The sequence below is a fragment of the Streptosporangium sp. H13245 genome, assembly GCF_055690525.1.
In genome coordinates this window covers 65,793-90,191 of the sequence record NZ_JBSZKT010000017.1, presented here as the reverse complement: position 1 = coordinate 90,191, position 24,399 = coordinate 65,793, and the positions used below count along the sequence as shown (strand labels likewise).

Genomic DNA, 24,399 nt, shown 5'->3' with positions numbered 1-24,399 from the left:
TACCGGGCCACGCGATCCGAGGCGCCGTGCGCCGGGAGCGGGACCGCGGACGGACTCCCGCTTCCGGCCGTCGGTAACTTGTGAGGACGCCAACGAGAGGACACGAAGATGGACGACAGGCATCCCGTGCTCGCACGGCTCGACGTCCTTGTCGGACGGTGGACGGTGCAGCCGAAGGTCAAGGGCGTCGGCACCGCCTGGACCGAGTTCGCCTGGCAGGAGGGCGGCGTGTTCCTGCGCCAGTACTCCGACAGCGATCCGATCCCGCCCACCACGCCGACCCCGTGGCGGGACAACGCGCCGTTCCCGACCATCGTTCTGATCGGCCTCGACGACGCCACCGAGGAGTTCACCACGCTGTATACCGACGCGCGGGGCGTGCACCGGGTCTATCGCATGACGTTCACCGACAACGTGTGGACGATGTGGCGGGACGCGCCCGGGTTCAACCAGCGCTTCACCGGCACGCTGAGCGCCGACGGCGACACCGTGGACGGGCGCTGGGAGATGTCGGCGGACGGCGTGACCTGGAACCTCGACTTCGAGCTGACCTACACCCGCGAGCGGTGAGAGACCGGCCCGCGCGTGCGGGCGTCGGAGGGGCGGCACACCCCGCGCGTACGGGCACCGGCCGTTCCCGGAACGGCTCGGCGTCTTCGACATCTGGGAACGTCGCTGGGAGGTCCCGGTCGTCGGCGTCTTCGAGGTCCGGAGACGCCGCGGGGAGGTTCCGGTCGTCGGCGTGCTGAGCTCGACGTCCTGGGACGCCGCGGGGAGGTTCCGGTCGTCGGCGTGCTGAGCTCGACGTCCTGGGACACCACGGAGAGTTCCGGTCGTCGGCGTGCTGAGCGTGGCGGACGGAATGGTCACCGAATGGCTGGAATACTACGACCGGGCCACCCCGCCGCGCGGGACGGGTCTCGACGCCGACTTCGCGGCATGACGATCCCGCTCCGCGACGCCGGGTGCCGGGACACCGGGTCCCAAGGTGTCCGGACCGGGCACGCCCGGTCGCGGTCCGTCCTGGTCCGGCTCGTGGGGGGCCGGACCCGGCGGGTCCGCGGCAGGCGACTGGGCCGCCCTTCCTTCCGCGAGCCTCTGTACGGTAGCCCGGCGGGCGGGCCGCGATGGTCGCGCACGGGGAGCGGCGGACCTGCTGCGAGTTTGGTTCCAACGTCGCGAGCTCGGTTCCAGCGCCGCCAGGCTCGCCAACGCCCCGCGCGGGCTCGGGGTCCGTCCCGGCGACCGGACACCCCTCATCGCCCACGATCCGTCTACGGTCCGAGTGTCTGAGTGGATGTCCCGGATCGTGGTTGGGAAATCGCACTCAGTATCCGGCGTGTGGGTTCCCGCGTAATGTGCGAGGTATTGACCACTTCGTGTCACCGTATACTTACCGAGCGCAGAAATCGCCGATCACGGCAAATCCGTACCGCACGTGCGGCAATCAATAGCCGTGACCTTTTTGTGGCCGACTGTATCCATGAACCGTCACCTCTTCGGCGACGGTGGATCGGTCCCATTCCGGGAAACACCATGTGAGGAGCCAAGGGAAGAGGCATTGTGGACCTTTCGGGTGATGGGTTCCCAGCGTGTCCGGATGGTCGCAGTCTGCTTCCGAAAGGCGTTCGGTTTTCGCGGGGGCAGGAGAATCCGCGAGGCGCGGGGACGATGTGAAATTTATTCGAATCCACTTCGTGAAAAATATTCAGATGAAATACGTGCCGATAGGTTGATTTCTGACCCATAATCGCCGTCAAGAACATGTGAATCGTGAAAAGGGAGCGCTGCGTTGCACGGCAGAACCTCTCCGCTGTTCATCGGCCGGAAGCGGGAGCTCGACTTCCTCGGGGAGGCGTGGGGGGAGGCCAGACGCCGTGACGCGCGGATCGTGGGTGTCAGAGGGACGTCCGGGATCGGCAAGACCGAGCTGGTCGAGCGCTTCCTGCAGACCGTGCCCGGCGTGCGGACCATCCGCGCCTTCGGTGACGAGGACGCGCTCGCCCACCCCTGGGGCGTCCTGGAACAGATCGCCGAGCAGCTGCCGACCCCGATGCTCGCCAGGACGCTGGCGGGCCAGGCCGAGGCCGCCTTCATCGGCCAGGCCCTCGCGGCGGAGTTCACCGCCGCGGACGCGCTGATCGTGGTCGTCGACGACGCGCACTGCGGCGACCGGCAGTCGATGGCCGCGCTCCGCCTGGCGGCCCGGCGCCTGCGCAACGCACAGGTCATGCTCCTGGTCCTCCACCAGGCCCCCGGGTACGCGACGGGAGCGGTGCCGGACGCGCCCCGTCTGGAGCTTCACGAGGGCTGGGCACGCATCTTCGACTCGCCGCAGGGACGCCTGCTCCAGGTCGAGGGGCTCCCCGCCGGAGATCTCGTGAGGCTCGCCGTCGCGACCGGCCACGACGGGCTCACCCCCTCCGGCGCCAGAAGACTGCACGAGCACACCGACGGCAACGCGCTGCACTCACTCCTCCTGCTGGACCAGGTGGAGATGCACTCGATCAACTTCGGCAACGGCCCGCTGCCCGCCCCCCGCGGCATGACCCAGGCCGTCGTGGCGCGGCTGGCGTCGTGCGACCGCCGTACCCGCGAGGTCGTCGGCGCGGCGGCGGTGCTCGGCCGCCGCTTCGGCCTGGCCGACCTGCGCGCGCTCTCCGGCGTCGCCGACGCCACGACGCCGCTCGCGGAGGCCGTCGGCGCCGGGCTGGTCAAGGAGATCCCCGGGACGGCGGGGCAGGAGTTCGCGTTCACCACCCTGCTCGTCTGGGACCGCATCTACTACGACTCCGGCGTCGAGCGCCGCCGCGCCCTGCACCGCAGCGCCGCCCTGCTCGGCGGTCCCGGCGCGCTGTGGCACGGGATCGCGGCGTCCGGCGGCGGCACGGACGGCGAGCTCGCCGCGCTGGCCCAGGAGGAGGCCCAGTTCCTGCTGTCGCGGGGCAGGCTTCCCCTGGCGGCGGTGTACGCCCGCCACGCCGTGGAGCTGACCCCGTCGGGACCCGACCGGGTGGCCCGCCTGCTGACGGCCGCGGAGACCCTGCTGGTCTCCGGTGACGCCACCGTCGCCCGGCGCTACGAGAGCGAGATCCTCGCCGCGCCGCGAGGTCCCTGGCGCGACTACGTCGCCGGTTACCAGGCCCTGATCTCCGGGCGCGTCGCGGAGGCCAAGCTGCTGCTGGTCCAGGCGCTGGGCGCCGCCGGGCGCGACAGGACGGAGAACCCGCACGCGCCCGTGGACCTGCGGGCGCGCATCGCCGCCCAGCTGGCGATCATCGGGGTGGTCGAGCTCTCCTACCCCGAGATGGTCGAGTACGGTACGGCGGCCGTCGCGGCGGGCAGCCACGAGCCGTGGGTGCGCGCTTTCGCCTGGTTCGCCCGCTCCCTGGGCTGGACCCTGGCCGGACGGGCGGAGGAGGCCCTCGCGTCCCTGACGGACGCCGACCTGCCGGGTTCGGTGGCCGGGCTGGACGGGCTGGTGGCCCGGGGCATGATCCGGCTGTGGACCGACGACCTCGAGGGCGCGTCCGCCGACCTGCGTGACAGCGTCGCGCGGGCCACGCGCGGAGAGGCGCTGCGGGTCGGCCAGGCACTCGGCTTCCTGGGCGAGGTCGAGTACCGCAGGGGCAGGCTCGACGACGCCGTCCAGTTCACCAGGCTCGCCGTCGGCGACGCCGAGGAGAACGAGCGGGTCTGGGACTACGCGCTCCTGCACTCCCTGGCCTGCTTCCCCCGCGCCGCCCGGGGCGAGTGGGACCGGGCACAGGAGCACGCCCGCCAGGCCGCCGAATGGGCGCCGATCGTCGAGAGCAGGGCGAGCCTCGCCTACGCGGCGGGCGCGCGTGCGGCGATCGCCCAGGCCCAGGGCGATGTCCAGCGGCTGCTCAGCGCGGCCGAGGCGATCGAGACGCACTACGACTCCCTGGAGCCGGGCACCCACCTGTTCGGCCCGGTCGGCGCCGACGCGCTCTCCCAGCTCGGCCGGGTCGAGGAGGCGGAGGCCGCGCTGGGCGTCTTCAGCGACCGGGCCGCGTCGAGCGGTCGCCGCTCGACCCTGATGTCCATCGCCAGGGTGCGGGGCCAGATCGCCGCGGCCAGGGGAGACCACGCGGGCGCCGTACGGGAGTGCGAGGAGGCCCTCGCCCTGGCCCGCGAGGTGGGCCTGCCGATCGAGGCGGGAAGGATCGACCTGGTGATGACGCGCTCCCAGCACGCCCGGGGCCGCCACGCCGAGGCGGAACGGCTGCTGAGGCGGGCACTGGTCGCCTTCAACCGTACCGGCGCCGCGGCCTACGCCGCCCTCGCGCTGAGGACGGCCGGAGAGCTCAGGCTCTCCGTGGACGGTCCCAACGCCGCCTTCGGCAACCTCACCGGGGCCGAGCGCGAGGTCGTGGCGATGGTCTGCGAGGGCATGATCACCCGCCAGATCGCGCAGAAGCGCTCGGTGGCGATCAGCACCGTGGAGACGCAGCTGAACCGCATCTACGCGAAGCTGAACGTCACCAACCGGATCGAGCTCCGCGCCGTCCTGGCCGACCCGGAGGAACACGGCGAATAACCCGTAACCGGGGAGTGGCACCCGGCGGCGCGTACGGGAGGCGGGCACGTCGAAGTCCGTCGCGCCATCCGTAGGGGTGGTACCTGGACGCCTTCCGGGTTCCCGGCGACTACCGTGAGCGCCTGCCAGAGCGCCGGGAGAGCGGCGCCGACAGGAGGCCGGAATGCGGTTGACCATCGACGTCCAGAGGACCGCCACCGGTCACATCGCCGGGACGGTCGAATCCGACGACTCCGCGCAGCCCGTCCCCTTCCACGGCGTCATCGAGCTGGTCACCCTCCTGGAAACCCACCTGGACGGATGACCGCGCGAGAGGACGCCGCGCACCCGCCGGTGCCGGAGACAGCCGTCCATGGAGTGCCACGCCAGGGGGGAGAGCATCAGATGGGCATCACGTCCCACCTCGGGAGGGAACACCGGCTGCGCCCGCGACGCCGCCCGTACCGCCTGCCACCGGCCGTGCGTGCTGCGCGGGCCGTGTGGGTCGCGCCCGTCGCGCCGGTCGTACGGGCCGGGGGGAGCGGGCGCGCGAAGGCGGCCGGGTTGGCCGGGGTGGTCGCGTGAACGCCACCATGACGGCCTTCGTGCCACCGACCGAGAGCGGCCACGACCTGCTGGACAACTGGATACGGCCGATCTGCGCGCGGCTGGGGATCCGCCTGGCGGTCGCTCTTCCCGGCGCGGGCCGGGCCACCGCGCTCGCGGCGCAGCGGGCGTCGACCTTCGTCGTGTGGGACTGCTCGGTCGGGGGTTCCGGGGACGTCTACGCGGCCTTCAACATGCGCGCCAAACTCGACCCCGGCAGCATCATCCTCAGCCGTACCCCGTTGCCGCGCAATGTGCTGACCCGCGCCAGCCACGCCCCCGTCCACGGCGAGACCCTGGCGAACGCGGAGCTGGGCGTGTGGCTGGAGCAGCGCCTGCGCCGCGCGCTGGGCGCGGTCCGGACACCCGCGCCGCGCCTGCCGGAAACCCGGGGGCACTACTGGATGTTCGACGACCCGGCCGACTACTTCCTCAGCTTCCACGGTGAGCGTCGGCAGGAGGCGGAGGAGTGGCGCGCGGCCTTCGAGCGGGCCCACTCGGTCACCGTGCGGATGGTGCCGCCCCGCGAGTACTCCTACCCGGCCGAGGTGGTCACGCGGCAGCAGATGTGGGAGGGCGTGGCGCGGCTGATGTACGAGATCATCGCGACGGGCCGGGCCATCGTCCATCCCGCGCCGGACTACTTCGCGTCGTTCTGGACGGTGAGCGAGCTGCTGGCCACGCTGTGGCTGCTGCCGCGCGGCTCCACCCCGCCCATGATCACCTCCGCGTACGCCGCCCGGCCCTCGGGGGGGATCCGGCGGCTGGAGCACCTCACCGCCCGTGGCGTCCTGGGCGCTCCCCTCCTGAGCGAGGCCCACGCCGACCGCTTCGCCAGGCTCATCAACCACGCCGACCCGATCACCACCGCCCCTCGGCTCCGGAGATCTCCGGAGGGCGGGGGAGGTGCCGTCACCGGCGACCGCGACCCCGAGCTGGCGGCCTCGCGGTTCTGGGACGAGATGCGGGTGCCGTGCCCGGTCTGCGCCCCCCGGGGCAGGGCCGCCGCGAAGGTCGACTGGGACCGGCACATGGACCTGTCGTGGGACGAGCGGGGCGTGGACCACTACGGCTACTTCACCGCCCGGCGCGAGGAGCTCGGTACGGGAGGAATCCGCTGCCCCGGGTGCCGTACCCACCTGAGGCTCGTCAACGAGCACGGCGTCCGCACGCTCTGGACACCGGCCCCGGAGGGGGAACCCGAACGGGACCGGCCGTTCGTCAAGTGCGATCCCGTCTGGCAGGTGCTGCCGGACGGCCCGCGAGGCGCCGAACCGCTTTCCGGCGAGAAGGACGCCGACGCCGTCCCCGGCCTCCGGAACAGGAGGTTTCCCGCCAGGACGAGGTGGCTCTCGGCGCACAGCTCCGTCTAGCGGTACGAGAGGCCCCGGGCTTCTCCACCCCGGAAATCGGAGCGTTCCAATACATCAGAGGAACCGGCCATCGCCGCCGATGGACCCGGTCCGGCGAAAGGAAGCGAGACGGATCCCGTTGACACCGCTCAAGGAGAGTTCCCCACGCTCAAGGAGAACGGATGAACGCCACCCCTTTCCGGCCCGCGGACCGGAGCGCCCGGGGGAGACCCCGGTGAGGGCGGAGGACGGCGGGACGGCCGCCCGGCTCCCCCGGGAGCCGCACGGCAAACCGGCCGGATTTCCGGACGGATCTCCGAGTGGATCCCCGGACGGGTCTGCGGCGGGATCTCTGGCGGGGAGATCGGCCGGGGGTCCGGGTTCCGGCGAGATCGCCGATGCCTCGGGTACTCCCGGTGGGTCCGGTACTCCCGGTGGGACCGTGGAGCGCCAGCACCGCCTGGCCCTGTCGCTGAGCCGCCGCTCCAGCGGGCTCGGGGCCGCCGGACGCCACAGGGAGGCGCTCGCCGCGAGCGAGGAGGCCCTGGAGATCATCCGGCGGCTGGCGGCGGACGACCGTGACACCTACCTTCCCGACCTGGCCCTGTGCCTGGCCAACGTGGCGACGCGGTACGTCCGGCTGGGCCGCAGGCACGACGCGGTCGACGCGGGACGCGAGGCGGTGGCCGTCAGGCGCGAGCTGGCGGAGGCGCGTCCCGACGAGTACCTGCCCCAGCTGGCGGGCTCGCTGAACGGCCTCGCCTACGACCTGGGCCGGATCGGCATGCCGGAGGCCGCCCTGGACACCGCCCGCGAGGCGGTCGCCATCTACGAGGGACTCGCCCTCGGGAACCCGGTGGCACACGAGCCGAGCCTCGCCATGGCGCTGCACACCCTCGCCCAGCGGACGGCGTCACTGGGGCGGCTGGAGGAGGCCGTGCCGCACAGCACGAGAGCCGTCTCGATCCGGCGCAGGCTCGCCACGGAGAACCCGCCCGCCTACTCGGTGACCTTCGCCACCGCGCTGCACGGCCTCGGCTGGCAGCTGGCCGCGCTGGGCCGCCGGGAGGAGGCCATCGCCGCCTACGCCGAGTCGGTGACGATCCGCCACAGGCTGGCCCTGTCGGAGAACGCCCAGGCCGCCGACCACGACTACCTGGCCGCCGTGGCGGGGGAGTGGGCGGACCTCCTCATGGACGCGGGCCGCCTCCCGGCGGCGATGGAGCCACTGGAGATCGCCAGAACCGCCTCCCTGCACGCCGGTGACACCGAACGGGCGAACCGCCTGGCCGCCCTGATGGAACGTGCCGGAAGCATCCGCGTCTGAGCTTCCGGTCATCGCTCCCGCGCGGGAGGAGGGGACTCGCGCGGGCCGGGGCCCGCGTGCGGGAGGGGAGACCCGCACGCGGGCCGGGAACGTGAGCACGAGCCGCTGGCTATAGGGGCGTGTGGGCAGGAGTGCGCGCGGGCCGGGCGTGCGTACACACGTTCTGGAAGTACACACGTCCCGGAAATACGCGCGTGCCGGAGTACACACGTCCTAGGAGTACGCGTGTGCCGGAGTACACACGTCCCGGAAATACGTGTGGGCAGGGCGTGCGTGCGGGGATCCGGTTCGTGTACGGGGTTCGCGTGCGGGGTTCGTGTGCGGGGTTCGTGTGCGGGGTTCGTGACACTTCTGGACCGGTGTGAGTGGCACCGGTCGGGGAGGTCATGACCCCGGCCCAGATGACCCCTCCATCATCCAGGCCGGGGTCCTACCCGGCTGCGGGCCGGGTGCTCTGGTGGTCGTGAGCCGGGAGCGCCCCTGTCACGCGAAGCATCCCGCCACGCCCTGACGCGCGCCCCGGTTGAAGGCGCCCAGGCGTTGCGCGGAGGTGCCGTGGTCGCTCACGTCGGTCCACGGGGTGTCGTCGGCGTGCGCCCGCAGGGCCGCCGCGATCTCCTGGGTGTCGCCGGTCTCGAAGAACAGGGTGCCGTCCTCGGCGGCTCCGAAGAGCGTCGCTCCGGCGAGGCAGTCGGCCTGGAGTTCGAGCTGCCGGGACAGCAGCCTTTCCGGGATGCGGGCCTGGACGGCGTGGGCCCACTCGTGCGCGATGATCAGATAGACCCAGGCGTCGCCCTGCCGGTACCCCATGCGCATGAGGTCGACGTCCCACGCGACGAAGTCGTAGGGCGGCCAGCAGTACAGGGCGTTGTCATCGGGAAGGGGATATCCCTGGCACGTCGTCGCGTTGCCCCACGCGCCGTCGTACGCGCCGAGAACGCGCGGCGGCGAATACCTGCCGGGAAAGAACTCCGTCCAGTGCGTCGCCCAGAACCGGTTGATGATGTATTGGGCGCTGCGAATGTCCTCGTTGATGTCGTCGAGGCTCCGCGCGGCAGCGGCGCCGACCGGGGCGTTTCCGCCTGTCGTGGCGGTCGCGGTGCCCGTGGGGACCGCGACCAGGACGCTGACGAGCAGTACGGCGAGTGCGAGACGGGTGGTTCTCCATCGTGAAGCGGCCATGGGCTTCTCCCCTGTCGCTGGCGGCCACATAGCGGATGTAATGGCCTATAGCCGTGGTTTTTCGCAGGGCAGGGTCACCATATGGGGAAAGGTAATACGAGAGAAGTGCTATCGCGAGATCGTATGAAATATCGTGCTAATTCGTCGCTGGATTCGCGGGATTAGAGGCACGTCGCAATCGGTGCGAAGCGCACCCTCCCCGGCACCGACGACGCCGACACCCCCGAGCGGGCCCGGTGCGGGGCGCACGGCCGAGCCTTCGTACCGCGCACGGTACGAAGGCTCGTGAGGCGGCTGTTCCCGGGGCGGCCTCCCCGTTCTCCGAGCCGTTCACGAGCCTCCGTACGTCCGGTGCCCGCCTCCGCGACGTCAGGGGCGCGGAGGCGGGCAGGGGCTCAGCCGCAGTGTTCGAAGGGGCTGTCGTAGGTGGAGCTGCCCGCTTTGCCGCCCCATTTGACGCAGGTGCCGGGGGCGGCGGCGCGTACGGGGCCCGCGTAGTAGGCGAAGTTGCCGGTGTCGGTGATGCGGGTTTTGCCTTGGACTTCGAGGTAGGCGGTGGCGGCGGTGGCGGTGCCGAGGGAGGTGCGTTTGATGGTGGTGACGCAGTTGTTGCCGTTGGCGGTGTTGTAGAGCAGGTAGACGGTTCCGGCCGAGCCGAGGGCGGCGCTGTCGACGACGTCGTAGCCGCTGCCACACACCTCCTCCGGGGTGTACGGGTTGGTGGACGTGCCCGTGACCAGCTGCATGTACTTGGCCCAGTCCCAGTGCGGGCCCGGGTCGGTGTGGTCGGCGCCAGGCACCTCGGAGTGCGCGACGATGTGGGCGCGGTCCTTGGGGATGCCGTACCGCCCGGCGATGTCGCGGGTCAGCGCGGCCGAGGCGCGGTACATCGAGTCGGTGAACCAGGAGGCGTTGTTGACGAAGCCCTCGTGCTCGATGCCGATCGACCGCCGGTTGTCGTTCCCGGCGTGGAAGGCCCGGTTCTTCTCGCGGACCATCTGGGTGATGTCCCCGTCGGAGGAACGGACGACGTAGTGCGCGGAGACCTTCGCGGCGGGGTTCTGGAACCAGGAGATGGTTCCCGCGTAGGAGCCCTGGGCGACGTGGATGACGATGCGGTCGATCGCGTCACCGGCCGGGCGGTTGGAGACGGCGTAGTTGCTGGAGTGCGCCGGTGCCCAGTGGGCCTGCGGGTAGTCGACGGCCGCGGCGGCGAAGGTCCTGTCCAGGTCCTCCGCCTCGGCGTACGCGCCGCGCTCGGGCCGTACCGCCCGCGCCGTCACGACAACGGTCTCGCCGCCGGGGGTGACGGCGCGGACCCCTTCGGCGAGCAGTTCGTAGACGGTGTCGGCGTACAGCCGGGCCAGCGTGGGCGAGGAGGCGTTGCCGTATCCGGCCACGGCCCGGTACCAGCGTCCGGCGTCCTTCCTGGCGGCCGCGTCCAGCCCGAGCGCGTCGGCGTGGGCACGCAGCACCGCGGCGCCGCCCATGATGTTGGCCGCGTCGTCCGACCTCAGCGTGGCGACCGGCAGCCCCGTCAGCTTCACGGCCCGCTCCAGCGTACGGGCGGCGGGGGTGCTGACCAGGTGCATCATCCCGTACCCGCCGCTGGCGCTCGGCGTTCCCCCGTGGCCGTCGAGGCGGGTCTCCGCGTACCCGAGGGCGACGAGCAGGTCACGCGGGACGTCGTACGTCGCGGCGGCGCGGGTGAACGCCTCCGCCACCGGGCTTACCAGCGAGGCCGACGCGGCGGGAACGGCGGAGGCGCTCACCGGCTGCCCGGACAGGCAGGCGAGGGGGATGAGCGAGCCCGCCAGCAGTACGGCGAGACGTCGGAATCGGGCCATCGGAAATTCTCCTCGGGATTACGGGGATTCGCGGCAGGGGCGCCGGGCAGGCCGCCCCTTCCGGTTTGGAGGGGTTCGGGGCGACGCGGTCGAGGGCGGGCTTGGGAGCGCGACGGGGAAGGGGCCGCCGGTCGGGTGGCCCCCCGGTCGTCAGCCGCAGTGCTCGAAGGGGCTGTCGTAGGTGGAGCTTCCTGCCTTGCCGCCCCATTTGACGCAGGTGCCGGGGGCGGCGGCGCGTACGGGGCCCGCGTAGTAGGCGAAGTTGCCGGTGTCGGTGATGCGGGTTTTGCCTTGGACTTCGAGGTAGGCGGTGGCGGCGGTGGCGGTGCCGAGGGAGGTGCGTTTGATGGTGGTGACGCAGTTGTTGCCGTTGGCGGTGTTGTAGAGCAGGTAGACGGTTCCGGCCGAGCCGAGGGCGGCGCTGTCGACGACGTCGTAGCCGCTGCCACACACCTCCTCCGGGGTGTACGGATTCGCCGAGCCGCCGCACGCGGTCAGCGTCTGGGCCGGGTAGCCGAACGTGACCCCGCCGAAGACGGCCTTCTGGATGTTGCCCGGGTAGCCGCTTCCCAGCCGTACCTCGTAGTGCAGGTGGGCGCTGACGTTGTTGCCCGGCGCGCTGGTCTTGCCGACCGTGCCGATCTTCTGTCCCTTGGACACCTGGGCGCCCACGCTCACCGAACGGGAGTCGAGGTGCGCGTAGTAGGTGGACCAGCCATCCCCGTGGTCGATCCTGACCAGGTTGCCGAAGCGGTTGACCGACCCCTGGTGGGAGGAGATGCCGACCGTGCCCGCCGCCGCGGCGACGACGGTGTCACCCAGGTCGGCGTCGGGCGAGCTGCCCCGGTTGAAGTCGATCTCCCACGCGCGGTGCGCGGTGCTCGCGCTGGAGTTCCCCGCCCAGGTCTGGCCGCAGGGGAAGGGCAGCTGGAAGGCCGGGGCCATGCTCGCCGTGACCTGTGCCGGAGCGGCCACGCCGGTGGTACGGGCCTGGCCGGCCGGAGCGGCCCCCGCCGGGCTCGCCGCGACGGCTCCGCCCGTCAGGGCCAGCAGCAGGGCGAACCCTGTCGTGAACACCCCTGTGAATCGCATGCGGATCCTTTCTCGCAGTACCGGTGGGCAAGGTCTTGACCGCACCGAGCACTATCTGTTGGATCTCTCTGAAGAGATCTTGCCGGGGTCCAGGGTCCGGTCAGGCCGTATAAGAAACCTCCAAAACCGGCATAGTGCACCACCTGAAATCGGTACAAAGAGCTGTCTGCCTCGAACAACGCGGTCCGCTCGAACGACACGACCCAACTGAACGACTGAACGGTTGCAACCCCTCCACAGCAGGAGTAGGTGCGGTCATAGTGGTTGATCAGCCCGTATTCAGCGTGCTCGGCCCGCTGGACGTCCGGATCGCGGGCCGTCCGGCCCGCGTCGGTGGCACCAAGCCCCGCCAGCTGCTGGCGTCGCTGCTGCTCGACGCGGGCCGGACGGTCGGCGCGGAGCACCTCGTCGAGGTGCTGTGGCCGAGGCGCCCGCCGAGGTCCGCCCATGCCAACATCCGCACCTACGTCAGCTCGCTGCGCGGCGGCCTCGGCGCGGCCGGTGTCGCGATCCTGGCCCGCCCGAACGGTTACGCGATCGAGGTGCCGGTGGAGCGGCTCGACCTGCTCCTCTTCGAGGACCTGCTGGCCGGGGCGCGGGCGGCGGAGGACGCGGGGGACGCGCACGGGGCCCTCGGCTCGCTGCGCGCGGCGCTCGCGCTGTGGCGCGGCATCCCGCTGGCCGACCTGCCGGGCAGCCCGCTCTGGGACGGCCGCCTGCAAGCCCTCGCGGAGGCACGGCTCGCCGCCGCCGAGCGGCTCGTCGACCTGGGCATGGCCCTGGGCCGGTACGCCACCGCGGCCGGTGAGCTGCGCGGGCTGCTCGCGGAGCACCCCTTCAGGGAGGATCTCTGCCAGCGCCTGATACTCGCCCTGCACCGGAGCGGACGCCAGGCCGAGGCACTCGGCGCCTACGCCGAGATCAGGCGGCGCCTGGTCGCCGAGCTCGGCGTCGAACCCGGCACCGAACTCCAGCGGGCACACGCGGCCGTCCTCTCAGGAGACCCGGCCGTCCTCCACGGAGAACCCGGGGCCGTCCTCCACAGGGACCCGGTGCACCTGGCCGTCTCCACCGGAGCAACCCTCCACGGGGACCCGGTGCATCTGGCCGTCTCCACCGGAGCAACCCTCCACGGGGACCCGGTGCATCTGGCCGTCTCCACCGGAGCAACCCTCCACGGGGACCCGGTGTACCCGGCCGTCTCCACCGGGGAACCCGCGGCCACCCTCCACGGAAACCCGGTGCACTTAGCCGTCTCCACCGGAGAACCCGCGACCGCGACTCCCCTCCACGGGAACCCGGTGCACCTGGCTGTCCCCCATGGGGCCCCGGCGAGGACGGCCGTCTCCACCGGTGAGCCCACGCCCGTGGCCGTTTCCACCGGGGAGCCCACCGCCGCGGCCACCCTCCGTGGAGACCCGGCGCACCTGGCCGTCTCCATCGGGGAACCCGGGGCCATCCTCCACGGGGACCCGGTGAGGACGGCCGCCTCCACCGGCTACCCGGTGCACCCAGTACCCCCGGTGCACCCGGCCGTCTCCACCGGAGAACCCAGGACCACCCTCCACGGAGACCCGGTGACCACGACGACCGCCCCGCCGTCGCAGGCCGGGGGCGGCCCCCCGCGCCAGCTGCCCGCGGACGTACCGGACTTCACCGGCCGGGCCGGGGAGGTGGCGACGCTCACCCGGGCGATCTCCCCCGGCGAGGGGCGGCCGGGCGGCCCGCCCGCCGTCGCCGTGGTGTCGGGGCCGCCGGGGGTGGGCAAGTCGGTGCTGGCGGTGCGCTGCGCCCATGCCGTACGGGACGCCTATCCCGGCGGGCAGCTCTACCTGAGCCTCGGCGGCACCGACCCGGAGCCGGCCGATCCGGGCGAGCTGCTCGCCCAGGCGCTGCGGGCGCTGGGTGTCGGTGACGCGGCCCTGCCGCGCGGTACGGACGAGAGGTCCGCGCTCTACCGGTCCCTGCTGGCCGAGCAGCCGATGCTCGTACTCCTCGACGACGCCGCGGGAGCCGCCCAGGTGCGCCCGTTGCTGCCCGGCAGCGGTTGCGCGGTGCTCGTGACGAGCCGCCGCCGGATCGCGGAACTGCCCGGCGCGCTACGGCTGCAGCTGGAGGTACCGCCGCCGAAGGAGGCCGAGGAGCTCCTGGGCAGGATCGTGGGCGCCGAGCGGGTGGCCGGGGAGAGGGAGGCGGCCTCGGCGATCGTGCGTCACTGCGGGTTCCTGCCGCTGGCCGTCAGGATCGCCGGAGCGCGGCTGGCCGGGCGGCCAGGACAGCCGCTCGACGTACTGCTGCGGCGGCTGGCCGACGAGCCCGGCAGGCTCGATGAGCTGCGCGCCGGTGACCTGGAGGTACGGGGCAGCATCGAGCAGAGCTACCGGCTGCTGCCCGACGACGCCGCCAGGACGTTCCGCGCGCTCGGTCTCCTCGGTCCCGGCCCGCTGCCCGGGTGGGTGGCGAGCGCCGTGCTCGACCGGCGGCGGGCCGACGACGTGATGGACGTCCTGGTGGACACGAACCTGGTGCAGCTCGCCGGGACCGGCCCGCTGGGCGAGCCCCGCTACCGGTTGCACGACCTGTTCCGCCGCACCGCCGGGGAGAAGGCCGCGGGTCCCGCCGAGCGGCACGCGCTCACCCGCGTGCTCGGGGCCTGGACGGCGACCGCGGAGACCGCCGCGGCACGGCTGCCCACCACGATCTTTGGCATGACCGCGAAGAGCGCCGTCCGCTGGAACCTGCCGGACGACACCGCGGAGCGGCTCACCGCCGACCCGTTGTCGTGGCTCGACGCCGAGCACGACGCGCTGGTCGGCGCGGTGGGGATCGCCGCCGACGCCGGGCTCGCCGGTTCGGCCTGGGGACTCGCCGCCGCCCTCGTCCCCTACTTCGACCTGCGCTGCCACTTCGACGCGTGGCAGCGCACCCACCGGACCGCGCTGGAGGCCGCGCGCCTGGCGGACGACCGCCAGGGCGAGGCGGCCATGCTCCGCGGCCTGGCCCAGGTCTGCCTCTACCAGGACCGCTACTCCGAGGCGGCCGGGATGTTCCGGCGCTCCCGGACGATCTTCCGCGAGCTGGGCGACTTACGGGGGGAGGCGATCTCGATCTGCGGGCTGGGAGCGGTGAACCAGTTCTGCGGCGAGTACGTCGCCGCCCTCGGCTACTTCCGGCGGGCCCTCGGGATGTTCCTCGCCATGGACGACCCGGGCGGCGAGGCCTACGCGCGGCAGGCGATGGGACGGGTCTGCCTGGAGTCGGGAGACCTGGAGCGGGCCGCCGGCTGGCTCGGCGACGCGCTCCGGCTGGCCGTGCGACTCGGCGACCCGCACCGGGAGGGGGCCGTCTCCCTGCAGTTCGGCCGCCTGCACGTCCTGTCGGCCGAACCCGACCGGGCGATGCGCTTCCAGGGGCAGGCGCTGGACATCTTCGAGAGCCTCGGTGACCGCCACTGCGGCGCGTACGCCATGCAGGGCCTGGGCGGCCTCCAGGCGGTCCGGGGTGAGCGCGCGCACGCCTCGGCCCGGCTGGAGCGGTCTTTGGTGATCTTCCAGCAGCTCGGCGACCGCAGCGGGGAGGCCGCCGCCGCCCAGACACTCGGCGAACTGCACCGCTCCGCAGGCCGCGCCGGACTGGCCCGCGACTACCTGCACCACGCGCGCAGACTCCGCCGGGAGGTCATGGGCTGCGTCGACCTCACCGCCCCGGCCGCCCCCGGCGGCTGAACCACCCGCGAACGACGCGGAAAGCGGGCCGGGGAAGCAGGGATGACGTCACACTTCTCACCGGCGGGAGGAGGCGTCGGCGGTCGTCCCGGTGTCAGCCGGGTGGGGGAGCGGAGCTCTCGCGGATGATGAGGTCGGTGGAGAGTTCGACCCTGCGGGGTTCGGGGGACTCGCCTCGGGAGATGCCCAGGGCCATGCGGGTGGCGAGGAAGGCCATCTCCTCCAGGGGCTGGCGGACCGTGGTGAGCGGTGGCCAGGCGGACCTGGACAGGGGCAGGTCGTCGAAGCCGACGACGCTCAGGTCGTCGGGGACGCGCAGGCCGCGCTGCCTGGCCACCTCGAAGACGCCGAAGGCCTGGAGGTCGCTGCCTGCGAAGATGGCGGTGGGCCGGTCGGGCAGCGAGAGCAGGGTGTGGCCGTGGTCGTGGCCGGAGCCGACGAGGAAGTCGCCGTGCAGGATCAGCGCGGGGTCGACCTCGACCCCCGCCGTCTCCAGCGCGGCCCGGTAGCCGTCTATGCGGGCGCGGCTGCACAGCATGTCGGGCGGGCCGCCGATCATGCCGATCCGGCGGTGGCCGAGCTCCAGGAGGTGCCGGGTGGCGGTCAGGCCGCCCTGCCAGTTGGTCGCGCCCACCGAGGCCACGCCGGGAGCCGGTTCGCCCTCGGGGTCGACGACCACGAAGGGGATCGAGCGGGAGTTGAGCCGGTCGTACCGCTGTGCCGAGAGCCGGGAGCCGACGATGATCACGCCGTCGGTGCGGCGGGCGGCGAGCCGGTCGAGCCAGTCGCGGCCGGGGCCCGTGCGGGTGTGCAGGACGGAGATCACGATGCTGGCCCCGGCCTCAGAGGCCGCCTTCTCCGCCCCGCGGACGAGCTCCATCGCCCACGGGCTCTCCAGCTCGGCGAAGATCAGGTCGACCAGGCCCGCCGGACCGTCGGCGACGGCCGTGCGCCGGATGTAACCGTGCTCGCGGAGAAGCCGCTCGACCCGCCTGCGGGTCTCCGGCGATACCTCGGACCTGCCGTTGATCACCTTGGAGACCGTGGGCGCGGAGACGCCCGCCTCCTCGGCGATGCGGGCGATCGTCACCCGGGGCTTACCTGGCATGCCCGGCAGCATATCCGAAACCTTTCGGAGCGTGGCCGGTGGCCTGGGAACATGTCCTTCGGGGAGTTCTCGCACGCTACGCCGCCCGCGTCTGGGTCCTCTCCGCATCCCGGACGGAAAAATTTTTGTGTTCGACGGAAATGTTCACCGGCTCGCGCCGCGGGTGAGTCGTGCCGTGCGTATCCCCGGATTTCATGATCTCGGGAAAGTGTCAGGTTTCGCGGGCGTGACCGGGTGGGAGGGAGAACATCGGCCGGTGTGAGAAGAGTCGTGCCGGTTCGTATAGCTCTGGCAATATGGAACCACGACCGGAGCTTTACATGGATGCATGGGAGCGGCGGTGAGTGACGACTTCGACGCGAAGGAGACGGGCCCGCGGGCCGGGGCGTACGCGTCCCCGGAGCCCGGCCTCTCCCGCCGCGAACCGGTGAGAAACCACGCGTCCCCGCCCGAGCCCGCGAGGCCGGAAAGCGAGCACCCGGAACCGGCGGGCGTCGAGACGGCCGTGAGCGTCCCGGAGGTGCCCCGGAAGAACGACGATCGGCGCCGATCCGTCCATTCCCCCTCCCGGAGCGGTTCTTTACTTGCCACAAGGATGAGAGAATCCTATTTATATAGTTCCATACAGGCTCGGAAGGGAGATCCGGCATGGGTTGGGATGAGGTCACGCGGTTGCGTGCCCTGCGGGCGGAGGTGGCCGGCACCTACGATGAGGCGGGGTGGCGCCAGGCTCTCACCCAGGCGATCCTGCGCCGGTGCACGGACGAGGACGCCCCGGGCATCGCGAACCGGGCGGATCTCGACGAGGCGGCCGAACACGCGGGCTGGCTCCTCGCCCACGACTGCGACCAGTGGTCCTTCGCCCTGGTGGGACGGGTGCACGAGGTCCGCTGGGAGATCTTCGCGGACCCCGCAGATCGCGACGTCGCCATCACCATGCTCTCCGAGGCGGACGACCTCCGCGAGGAGAGCGCCTGGTTCAGCGCCGCCGACCACGGGGCCCTCGCCGAGCTGCTGCTGAGCCGCCACGCCGACCGGGGGGTGCCGTACGACCTGGACCTGGCGGTCGACAGGCTCAGGGCGGCCCTGCGCGAGTGCGACGACGGGTGGTCGGCCCTCTACCTGCGCTACCGGCTGGGCACGACGCTGGCCCTGCGCGTCACCCGCCCGGGCGGGGGCCGCGCGGATCTCGGCGAGGCCGTCGCCCTGCTCGAGGACGTGCTCCCCGACCTGCCGGAGGGCGACCCGGCCACGCACCAGGCGACGTTCGCCCTGGGCGGGCTGCTGCGGAGCAGGGGGCTCGCCGACGGCAGCGCCGCCGACCTGGAGCGGGCGGCGGGGCACTTCGGCCTGTTCCTGGAGGCCACTCCCGACGACGACCCGCTCTGGCCGAAGGCGGCGTACGACCTGGCCAGCACGCTCACCCACCTCGGTGAGACGTCGGGCGATCCCACGCCGCTGGGCCGCTGCATGGGCCTCCTGGCCAGGATCCACGCCACCGCCGACCGGAAGGCCGCCGTCGGAGCCGCCTGGGAGCTCGCCCTCGCGCTGGCGACGCGCTCGGAGACCCCCGGCGGGTCGCCCGCCGACCTCGACGCGGCCGTCGAGTGGACCCGCCGCGTGCTCGGCGAGCCGGGTCTCGCCGAGCGCCGGGAGAGCCCCACCGTGGCCGGCTGCCACTCCTACCTGGCCGTCCTGCTCATCGTACGGAGCCGGACCGGCCTCACGGCCGACCTCGGCGACGAGGGCGCGCTGCTCGCCCTCCGCCTTCGCAGGCGGCTCCCCCCGGGAGGGAAGGACGACCTGGACGCCGCGCTCCGGCACCTGGAGGTGGCCGTCGCGCTCGATCCCGGCGACGCCGGGTCCGCCGTCCTGCTCGGCCTGGTGCGGCTGGCGGGCGCCACGGGGCCCGCCGAGCGAGCGGCCGGTCTCCTGGAGCGCGCCGCCGTCCGGCTGGCGTCCGGCGACCCCGTACGGTCCCGCCTCGGAGGGCTGGCCGTCCTGCTCCGCTCGGAACCCGTCCCCGAGGCCCGGTCCGGGCACGACGGCCTCGTCGAACACCTCGCCAGGGCCGCCGCCGACCTCGACACCGCCCACCCGTTCCGCCCCGCCGTGCTCGCCGCGCTGGAAAGCGAGTCCGCCGTACGGGGCCGCGCGGAGCTCGTCACGGAAAACCATGACTGACGATCCGGGGGCGGCGCGGTCAGTCGTCCTCCCAGAGGCGGTCCTCCGGGGTGCTTGACGGAGGCTCGCCCACCCGGGTGGCCACCGACCGCGCCTCGGCCAGCAGCGGGTGCCCGTCGCCGAGGGGCGGGCGGCCGTGGGCCAGCGGGCGGCGGTCGAGCAGCGGGGCCAGCAGCGGCGCCACCTCCTCCACCCTGCCCGAAGCCATCCGGCACAGCGCGAGGTCCAGCCGCCCGGCGAGGACCAGTGGGTGGGAGGCGTCCAGCGCGTCCTCGCCCATCGCGACGAGCGCCGCGCTCGCGGCCTCCGCCTCGTCCTCCCGCCCGAGGGCGTACGCGGCCCGGGCGGTCAGCAGCAGCCGCTCCGCCTGGCCGGGGAAGTCGTCGTCCATGCCGCGCTCGTCCTTCGCGAGGGACGCGAGCACCCGCGCCGCCCCGGCCGCGTCGCCGAGGGCCAGTTGCGCGGCGGCCTGGGCGCGGCGCACCGGCCGTTCGGCGGGGAGCGCCCGCAGGGCGGCGAGCGCCTGGGCGGGCTCGCCCGACGCGGTGAGCGCCACGGCCCTGACCAGCGCCGCCTCGGCGCCCAGCCGGGGCGACACCTGCCGCGCGAACCACTCCGTGGTGACGGTGGCCCCGGTGAGCAGCCGCACCGCCTGGGCGGGGAATCCCGCGGCCAGCTCGATCTCCGCCAGGCACACCGTGTCGTACTGGGGCCAGTAGCCCTCGGGAGAGAGGTGCTGCGCCCGAGGCCGGAGCGCCTCGGACAGGTGGTGGCGCGCCTGCGCGGGCTGGCCCGCCGCGAGCAGCGCCTCTGCGAGGGTCACCCTGGCCGAGGCGGTGTTGACGTTGTCGTGGCCGAGGCGCTGCTCGCGGTCGGCCAGCGTCGCCTCGGCCACGGTCACGCCGGTGACGATCCGGCCCGCGCGGGAGGCGGCCCTGGCCACCGCCTGCTGGGTGAGCGTGAACCGCCGCCACGCCGGGGAGATCCCGGTGGCGGGGACGTCCTTGGCCCGCTGCTCGCTCACCTTCCGCAGCTCGTGCAGGCCCTCGCGGGGTCGGCCTGCCTCCACCAGCACCTCGGCGAGATTGTGCCGCGCCCGCGCGCCGAGCGACGCCGCGTCCGCGGAGCCGGGAAGCTCGTCCGCCACCCGTAGCGACCACTCGAAGCAGGACCTCGCGCCCGGCAGGTCGCCCAGGCGCAGCAGGGCGAGGCCCTGCCTGCTGGTCACGTCGCACAGGGTCCGAGGGTCGGAGCCGTCGGACGCCAGCAGGCCCGCCAGCTCGCCGCCGACCTCCGCCGCCCGCGCCAGCAGCGGACTGCTGTCGAGCAGGACCTGCAGGACCACCTCCAGGGCGCGGGCCCCGGCACGGCCGCCGGAGCCCGTCCGTTCGGTGAACTCGGCGGTCCGCTCGGCGGTGTGCAGCCGCTCGGCCCACTCCCCGGCCAACGGGAACAGGTCGCGGGTGAGCCAGTGCGCGCAGAGCGCCGCCGCCTGGCGGTCCGCCGGTCCCTCGGGGTCGTCGGCCATCGAGCGGAAGGCCAGCTCCGACAGGCGCTCGGCGCCCGCCGCGGCCCACCCCGCGGGCGGGACGCCGACCGTCAGCGCGGCGAGCTCCAGCCGGGGCTCCAGATACCGCGCGTACGCGGTGACGCGGCCCTCCCATCCGGTGGCGGCCGTGGCGCCGTAGACCTCCGTCATCTCCCACACCGGCTGGGCCTGTCCGCCCGACGGGCGCTTCTCCGAGGTGGAGATGTCGCCGATGCCCAGGCGCACCTGGGTCAGCATGAAGCGCTCCACCTGGTGGAAGCGCGCCACCCTGCGCAGTGCCGCCGTGACCAGGCGCTGCGCGTCGAGCAGCGAGCGCGGCGGCTCCGGGGCGCCGTCGCCGGAGGTGAACTCGTCGAAGGCGTGCTTGACCGCCAGGGCCACCAGCACGCGCCGGCTCCTGACCTCGTTGTACAGCCAGACGGCGCTGCGGCCCCTGTCGCCCTCGGCGCCCCTCGGCAGCCGCACCCGCTCCGCGACGTCCTCGGCCCTCACCTGGTGGTAGTCGCCGCCCCGGAAGGCGTCGGCCGATGCCGCCGCGATGGCCGCGAGCCTGCGTTCCTGTGCCGACACCCTCGCACCCCCTTGGATCCGCACATGAATATATCTCACTATGGTTCTGTGGGCCTTGAGTTGATGAGTTGACTATCGTGATGGACGTCCTGATGCCGCCCCGGCATCGCCGGATCGCCACCGGGGCGCGAGAGGTGATCATGGGTGAGGGCGACATCGTACGCGGGGGCCGTGTCACTCACGGGTCACTTACGGGCTGGGCCGCGCCCGTTCCCGGCGCCGGGCCGACGCCTGCGCACGGTCTCCACCAGCGTCCTGGCGATCGCGATGGTCGCCGTGCCCGCCGCTCCGACCAGGGGTTCCCGCTCCTCGGCGGCCGTGGGGCCGGGGTCGGGGTGGGCGGGTCCCGCCCGCCCGGCGCGGACGGCCTCCAGTTGCGCGGCGAACGCCAGCCCGAGGAAGAGGGCGATCGAGCTGAGGAACGACCACAGCAGCAGCGCCATCACGGCCGTGAGCGGCCCGTACGTGGCGCCGAAGGTGCCGCTGCTCTCGGTGTAGAAGGCGAGCAGGAGGGTGAAGGCCGTCCACAGGACGAGCGACACCAGGGCGCCGAACGCCAGCCAGGTGTGACCGGGCTGCCTCCTGCGCGGCGCGGCGCGGAACAGCACCGAGGTCGACAGCAGCGCGAGGAGGAAGCCGAGCGGCCAGCGCACCAGGTTGAACGCCTCCGTGGCCCCGTCGTTCCAGTCGTAGACCTGCGCCAGGGCCCTGCTGATGGCGCCGCCGCCGACCATCACCACGAAACCGGCCGTCATGAAGGCACCGGCCGTCAGCGCCATCAGCAGCGCCCTGGCGTACTTGCGGTGGAAGGGCCGGTCCCGTTCGACGCCGTAGATGCGGTTCGCCCCCCGCTCGACCTGGGCCATGGCGCTGGTCAGCGAGAACAGGGCGGTGGCGAGGCCGAGCCAGAGCGCGAGGGCGCCCCCGGTACGGCCCGCCTGCCGGTGGCTGTCGGAGAGCACGGCCTTGACCGCGTCCACCCCCGCTCCCGGCGCGAGCCTGCTCAGGACCAGCTCCAGCACCTCGCCGAGATGCTCCTGGTTGATCACCGAGCTCAGCCCGACCAGCGCGATGGCGCCGGGGATGATCGACAGGCAGATCTGGAAGGCCAGGGCCCTGGAGTTGGTCAGGCCCTCTCCGTACCTGAACCTGGTGACGGAGTCGCGGACCAGGTGCCAGCGGCCGTATTTGCGCAGGGCGGCCCAGGCGTGGTCGGCGGAGAGCTCTTCGCCGTTCATGGTCCGCGTCTGCGGGACCTTCGTCGCTGTTCCCATGTCGACCGGCCCGCTACCCCGAAAGCGGCGTCACGAACAAAACGCCGTCGACTGTGGCCGACGCCACTGGATAACCCGCTGATTCTGGGTAGGGCAGGCCCATGGCTGAATTCCTGACAGATATCAAGGAGCTCCGGGCGCGGGCGCGCCAGGAGATCGACAAGGGTCCCATCACGTCGGCCTACGGCGCCGACCTGGCCCGGGTGATCCAGGTGTGCAACGAGGCCCTGGCGACCGAGCTGGTCTGCGTGCTCCGCTACAAGCGGCACTACTACACCGCCTCGGGCATCCACGCCGGGGTGGTGGCCGCGGAGTTCCTGGAGCACGCCGCCGAGGAGCAGGAGCACGCCGACCGTCTCGCCCAGCGCATCGTCCAGCTCGGTGGCGAGCCGGACTTCAACCCCGAGACGCTGGCCGCGCGCTCGCACGCCGAGTACGACGAGAGCCTCGACCTGATCGAGATGGTCAAGGAGGACCTGGTCGCGGAGCGGATCGCGATCGCCTCCTACACGGAGATCGTCAACTGGCTCGGCAACGACGACGTGACCACCAGGCGTATCTTCGAGGACCTGCTGGCCCAGGAGGAGGAGCACGCCGACGACCTGAAGAGCCTGCTGGAGAGACTTCCCGGCGCCCTGAACGGCGGCCGGGACTAGCGGGACCGGGACCGGGACCGAGGGCGGCCGGGACTGGCGGGGCCGGGTCGCAGGTTGGTTCGCAGCGCCGGTTCGCGGGGCCGGTTCAGGTTCATGGGGCGGGGAGTGAACGGCGGGCGCCGGGTGGCCGGGACCCGGATCGGGGAACGGCACCGGCCGGGGCCCGGTTCGAAGGGGCCGAACGGTCGGCGCCGGGTGGCCGGGACCTGAGCGAAGGTCCCGGCCGAGGGGCGTCCGGCCGATCAGCCGGTCGTGCAGGACACCTCGGGGGCCGGGGAGCCCGTCCCCGAGGCGATGAAGCCGAAGGTCGCGGTCGCGCCGGGGGCCAGGGAGCCGTTCCAGGCGGCGTTCCGCGCCGAGACGGCGGATCCCGACTGGGTCACCGTCGCGTTCCACGCCTGGCTGATCTGCCGCCCGGCGAACGCCCAGTTCGCCGTCCAGCCGGTGACGGCCACCGGGCCGCTGTTCCTCACGGTCACCTCGCCCTGGAAGCCGCCCGACCACTGGTTGGCCGTCCGGTAGGCGGCCGTGCAGCCGCCGCCCGCCGTGGGCGTGACGGTCGGCGTCGGGGTGAGGGTGGGAGGGAACGTCGGGATCGGGGTGATGGTCGGCCCGGGGCCGAGCAGGGCCGTCAGCGCGGGGAACCACCGGTTGGCGATCTTCTGGTCGCCCGACGCGTTGGGGTGCACGCCGTCGTAGGTGTCGGACGCGGTGCTGAAGCCCGTCCACTGGTCGACCACGACCACCGGGGACCGCGCGGTGGTCTTGCCCGCCGCCCAGCCGGGAATCGCCGCGTTGAGCGCGGAGACCCGCTGCGCGCACTCACCGCAGGTGCCCGGGTTCATGGGGATGATCTGGGCGACGAGGACCTTCGTGTCGGGGTTGCTCGCCCGCATCTGGTCCACCAGCTTGCCGTACGCGGCCAGGATGGTGGCGGTCGGGCGGTTGCTCCAGGCGTCGTTGGTGCCGAAGTGCATCATCACGATGTCGGGCCTGGCCGCCGAGAGCCAGCCGGGGAGCTGGTTCTGGTCGGCGACGTTGGTGACCAGCGCCCCGCCGTGCCCCTCGTTGTCCCCGTCGTACGCGACGCCGCAGCCCTGCGGCGGCAGGGTGCCGACGAAGTCGACGCCGGTGTGGCCCGCGTTCACGAGGCGGTTCCACAGGAGGGCCCGCCAGCATCCGGGGGAGCCGGTGATGGAGTCCCCGAGTGCCATGATCCTGGTGGCCGCCGCCCGCGCGGGGACCGCGGTGCCCGCCAGGAGGAGTCCCAGGGTCACGACCGCGGCCATCGCGGCCGCCAGAACCGTCAGAACCGTGTCGCTTCCGCGTGCCGTCCTTCGCATCTTCCGCTCCCGCCTCGGTGGGGGCCGATGCTAGGCGCCCCGGG

The 24,399-nt window shown here is 72.9% G+C and carries 16 protein-coding genes; 9 read left to right on the top strand and 7 right to left on the bottom strand.

All coding sequences use genetic code 11. From position 1 onward, the window contains the following. The first annotated feature begins 108 nt into the window (after nt 1–108). The 6 genes from ACW9TB_RS23530 to ACW9TB_RS23505 all read left to right on the top strand — a co-directional run bounded on the left by ACW9TB_RS23530 (nt 109) and on the right by ACW9TB_RS23505 (nt 7,825). Nucleotides 109–570 carry a hypothetical protein gene (locus ACW9TB_RS23530; protein WP_472750213.1) on the top strand — a complete coding sequence of 154 codons (462 nt, stop codon included), beginning with the start codon at nt 109–111 and terminating at the stop codon, nt 568–570. Between the two features lie 1,222 nt (nt 571–1,792). Beyond that, the gene (locus ACW9TB_RS23525; protein WP_472750212.1) at nt 1,793–4,561 is read left to right on the top strand and encodes a helix-turn-helix transcriptional regulator; all 2,769 of its coding nucleotides are present in this window, start codon (nt 1,793–1,795) and stop codon (nt 4,559–4,561) included. A gap of 163 nt (nt 4,562–4,724) precedes the next feature. Then, the gene (locus ACW9TB_RS23520) at nt 4,725–4,865 is read left to right on the top strand and encodes a hypothetical protein (protein ID WP_440083211.1); all 141 of its coding nucleotides are present in this window, start codon (nt 4,725–4,727) and stop codon (nt 4,863–4,865) included. 80 nt (nt 4,866–4,945) lie between these two features. Further along, nucleotides 4,946–5,125 (top strand): hypothetical protein, encoded by a 180-nt coding sequence (locus tag ACW9TB_RS23515; protein WP_472750211.1) that lies wholly within the window; start codon nt 4,946–4,948, stop codon nt 5,123–5,125. Next, nucleotides 5,122–6,519, top strand: coding sequence for a hypothetical protein (locus ACW9TB_RS23510; protein WP_472750210.1), 1,398 nt, complete (start codon nt 5,122–5,124; stop codon nt 6,517–6,519). Before ACW9TB_RS23515 ends, ACW9TB_RS23510 begins: the two co-directional genes overlap by 4 nt. A 421-nt stretch (nt 6,520–6,940) precedes the next feature. Continuing rightward, nucleotides 6,941–7,825 carry a tetratricopeptide repeat protein gene (locus tag ACW9TB_RS23505; RefSeq protein WP_472750209.1) on the top strand — a complete coding sequence of 295 codons (885 nt, stop codon included), beginning with the start codon at nt 6,941–6,943 and terminating at the stop codon, nt 7,823–7,825. 483 nt (nt 7,826–8,308) lie between these two features. On the opposite strand, the gene ACW9TB_RS23500 is transcribed toward ACW9TB_RS23505, so the two are convergent. From ACW9TB_RS23500 to ACW9TB_RS23490, 3 genes are all read right to left on the bottom strand, one after another. Next, nucleotides 8,309–9,007: a neutral zinc metallopeptidase gene (locus ACW9TB_RS23500; protein WP_472750208.1), complete on the bottom strand. Its 699-nt coding sequence runs from the start codon at nt 9,005–9,007 to the stop codon at nt 8,309–8,311. A 395-nt stretch (nt 9,008–9,402) separates the two neighbouring features. Further along, nucleotides 9,403–10,854: an N-acetylmuramoyl-L-alanine amidase gene (locus tag ACW9TB_RS23495; protein ID WP_472750207.1), complete on the bottom strand. Its 1,452-nt coding sequence runs from the start codon at nt 10,852–10,854 to the stop codon at nt 9,403–9,405. 150 nt (nt 10,855–11,004) lie between these two features. Next, on the bottom strand, nt 11,005–11,946 hold the full coding sequence (locus tag ACW9TB_RS23490) for a M23 family metallopeptidase (protein WP_472750206.1): 942 nt from the start codon (nt 11,944–11,946) through the stop codon (nt 11,005–11,007). A gap of 260 nt (nt 11,947–12,206) precedes the next feature. On the opposite strand from ACW9TB_RS23490, the gene ACW9TB_RS23485 reads away from it, so the two are divergent. Further along, a complete protein-coding gene (locus ACW9TB_RS23485; RefSeq protein WP_472750205.1) occupies nt 12,207–15,671 on the top strand; it encodes an AfsR/SARP family transcriptional regulator in 3,465 nt (1,154 codons plus the stop codon). Nucleotides 15,672–15,765: 94 nt separating this feature from the next. Here ACW9TB_RS23485 and ACW9TB_RS23480 read toward each other — a convergent pair whose 3' ends face one another. Beyond that, the gene (locus ACW9TB_RS23480) at nt 15,766–16,779 is read right to left on the bottom strand and encodes a LacI family DNA-binding transcriptional regulator (RefSeq protein WP_472750204.1); all 1,014 of its coding nucleotides are present in this window, start codon (nt 16,777–16,779) and stop codon (nt 15,766–15,768) included. Nucleotides 16,780–17,427: 648 nt separating this feature from the next. On the opposite strand from ACW9TB_RS23480, the gene ACW9TB_RS23475 reads away from it, so the two are divergent. Then, nucleotides 17,428–18,963, top strand: a complete 1,536-nt coding sequence (locus ACW9TB_RS23475; RefSeq protein ID WP_472750203.1) for a hypothetical protein — start codon at nt 17,428–17,430, stop codon at nt 18,961–18,963. Nucleotides 18,964–18,982: 19 nt separating this feature from the next. Here ACW9TB_RS23475 and ACW9TB_RS23470 read toward each other — a convergent pair whose 3' ends face one another. Next, complete coding sequence (locus ACW9TB_RS23470; RefSeq protein ID WP_472750202.1) at nt 18,983–21,082, bottom strand: hypothetical protein; 2,100 nt, start codon at nt 21,080–21,082, stop codon at nt 18,983–18,985. A gap of 185 nt (nt 21,083–21,267) precedes the next feature. Further along, nucleotides 21,268–22,320, bottom strand: a complete 1,053-nt coding sequence (locus ACW9TB_RS23465; protein WP_472750201.1) for a YihY/virulence factor BrkB family protein — start codon at nt 22,318–22,320, stop codon at nt 21,268–21,270. Nucleotides 22,321–22,457: 137 nt separating this feature from the next. Between ACW9TB_RS23465 and ACW9TB_RS23460 the strand changes: the two genes are divergently transcribed. Further along, the gene (locus tag ACW9TB_RS23460) at nt 22,458–23,012 is read left to right on the top strand and encodes a ferritin-like domain-containing protein (protein ID WP_472750200.1); all 555 of its coding nucleotides are present in this window, start codon (nt 22,458–22,460) and stop codon (nt 23,010–23,012) included. A 242-nt stretch (nt 23,013–23,254) separates the two neighbouring features. On the opposite strand, the gene ACW9TB_RS23455 is transcribed toward ACW9TB_RS23460, so the two are convergent. Continuing rightward, entirely contained in the window at nt 23,255–24,355 is a 1,101-nt protein-coding gene (locus tag ACW9TB_RS23455) for a cellulose binding domain-containing protein (protein ID WP_472750199.1), read from the bottom strand. Nucleotides 24,356–24,399: the final 44 nt, after the last annotated feature.

Bases quoted from the DNA above. Each gene is read 5' to 3' on its own strand.
- ACW9TB_RS23530 (WP_472750213.1), top strand. From the start codon at position 109: ATGGACGACAGGCATCCCGTGCTCGCACGGCTCGACGTCCTTGTCGGA.
- ACW9TB_RS23520 (WP_440083211.1), top strand. From the start codon at position 4,725: ATGCGGTTGACCATCGACGTCCAGAGGACCGCCACCGGTCACATCGCC.
- ACW9TB_RS23515 (WP_472750211.1), top strand. From the start codon at position 4,946: ATGGGCATCACGTCCCACCTCGGGAGGGAACACCGGCTGCGCCCGCGA.
- ACW9TB_RS23500 (WP_472750208.1), bottom strand. From the start codon at position 9,007: ATGGCCGCTTCACGATGGAGAACCACCCGTCTCGCACTCGCCGTACTG.
- ACW9TB_RS23495 (WP_472750207.1), bottom strand. From the start codon at position 10,854: ATGGCCCGATTCCGACGTCTCGCCGTACTGCTGGCGGGCTCGCTCATC.
- ACW9TB_RS23490 (WP_472750206.1), bottom strand. From the start codon at position 11,946: ATGCGATTCACAGGGGTGTTCACGACAGGGTTCGCCCTGCTGCTGGCC.
- ACW9TB_RS23480 (WP_472750204.1), bottom strand. From the start codon at position 16,779: ATGCCAGGTAAGCCCCGGGTGACGATCGCCCGCATCGCCGAGGAGGCG.
- ACW9TB_RS23475 (WP_472750203.1), top strand. From the start codon at position 17,428: ATGGGTTGGGATGAGGTCACGCGGTTGCGTGCCCTGCGGGCGGAGGTG.
- ACW9TB_RS23465 (WP_472750201.1), bottom strand. From the start codon at position 22,320: ATGAACGGCGAAGAGCTCTCCGCCGACCACGCCTGGGCCGCCCTGCGC.
- ACW9TB_RS23460 (WP_472750200.1), top strand. From the start codon at position 22,458: ATGGCTGAATTCCTGACAGATATCAAGGAGCTCCGGGCGCGGGCGCGC.
- ACW9TB_RS23455 (WP_472750199.1), bottom strand. From the start codon at position 24,355: ATGCGAAGGACGGCACGCGGAAGCGACACGGTTCTGACGGTTCTGGCG.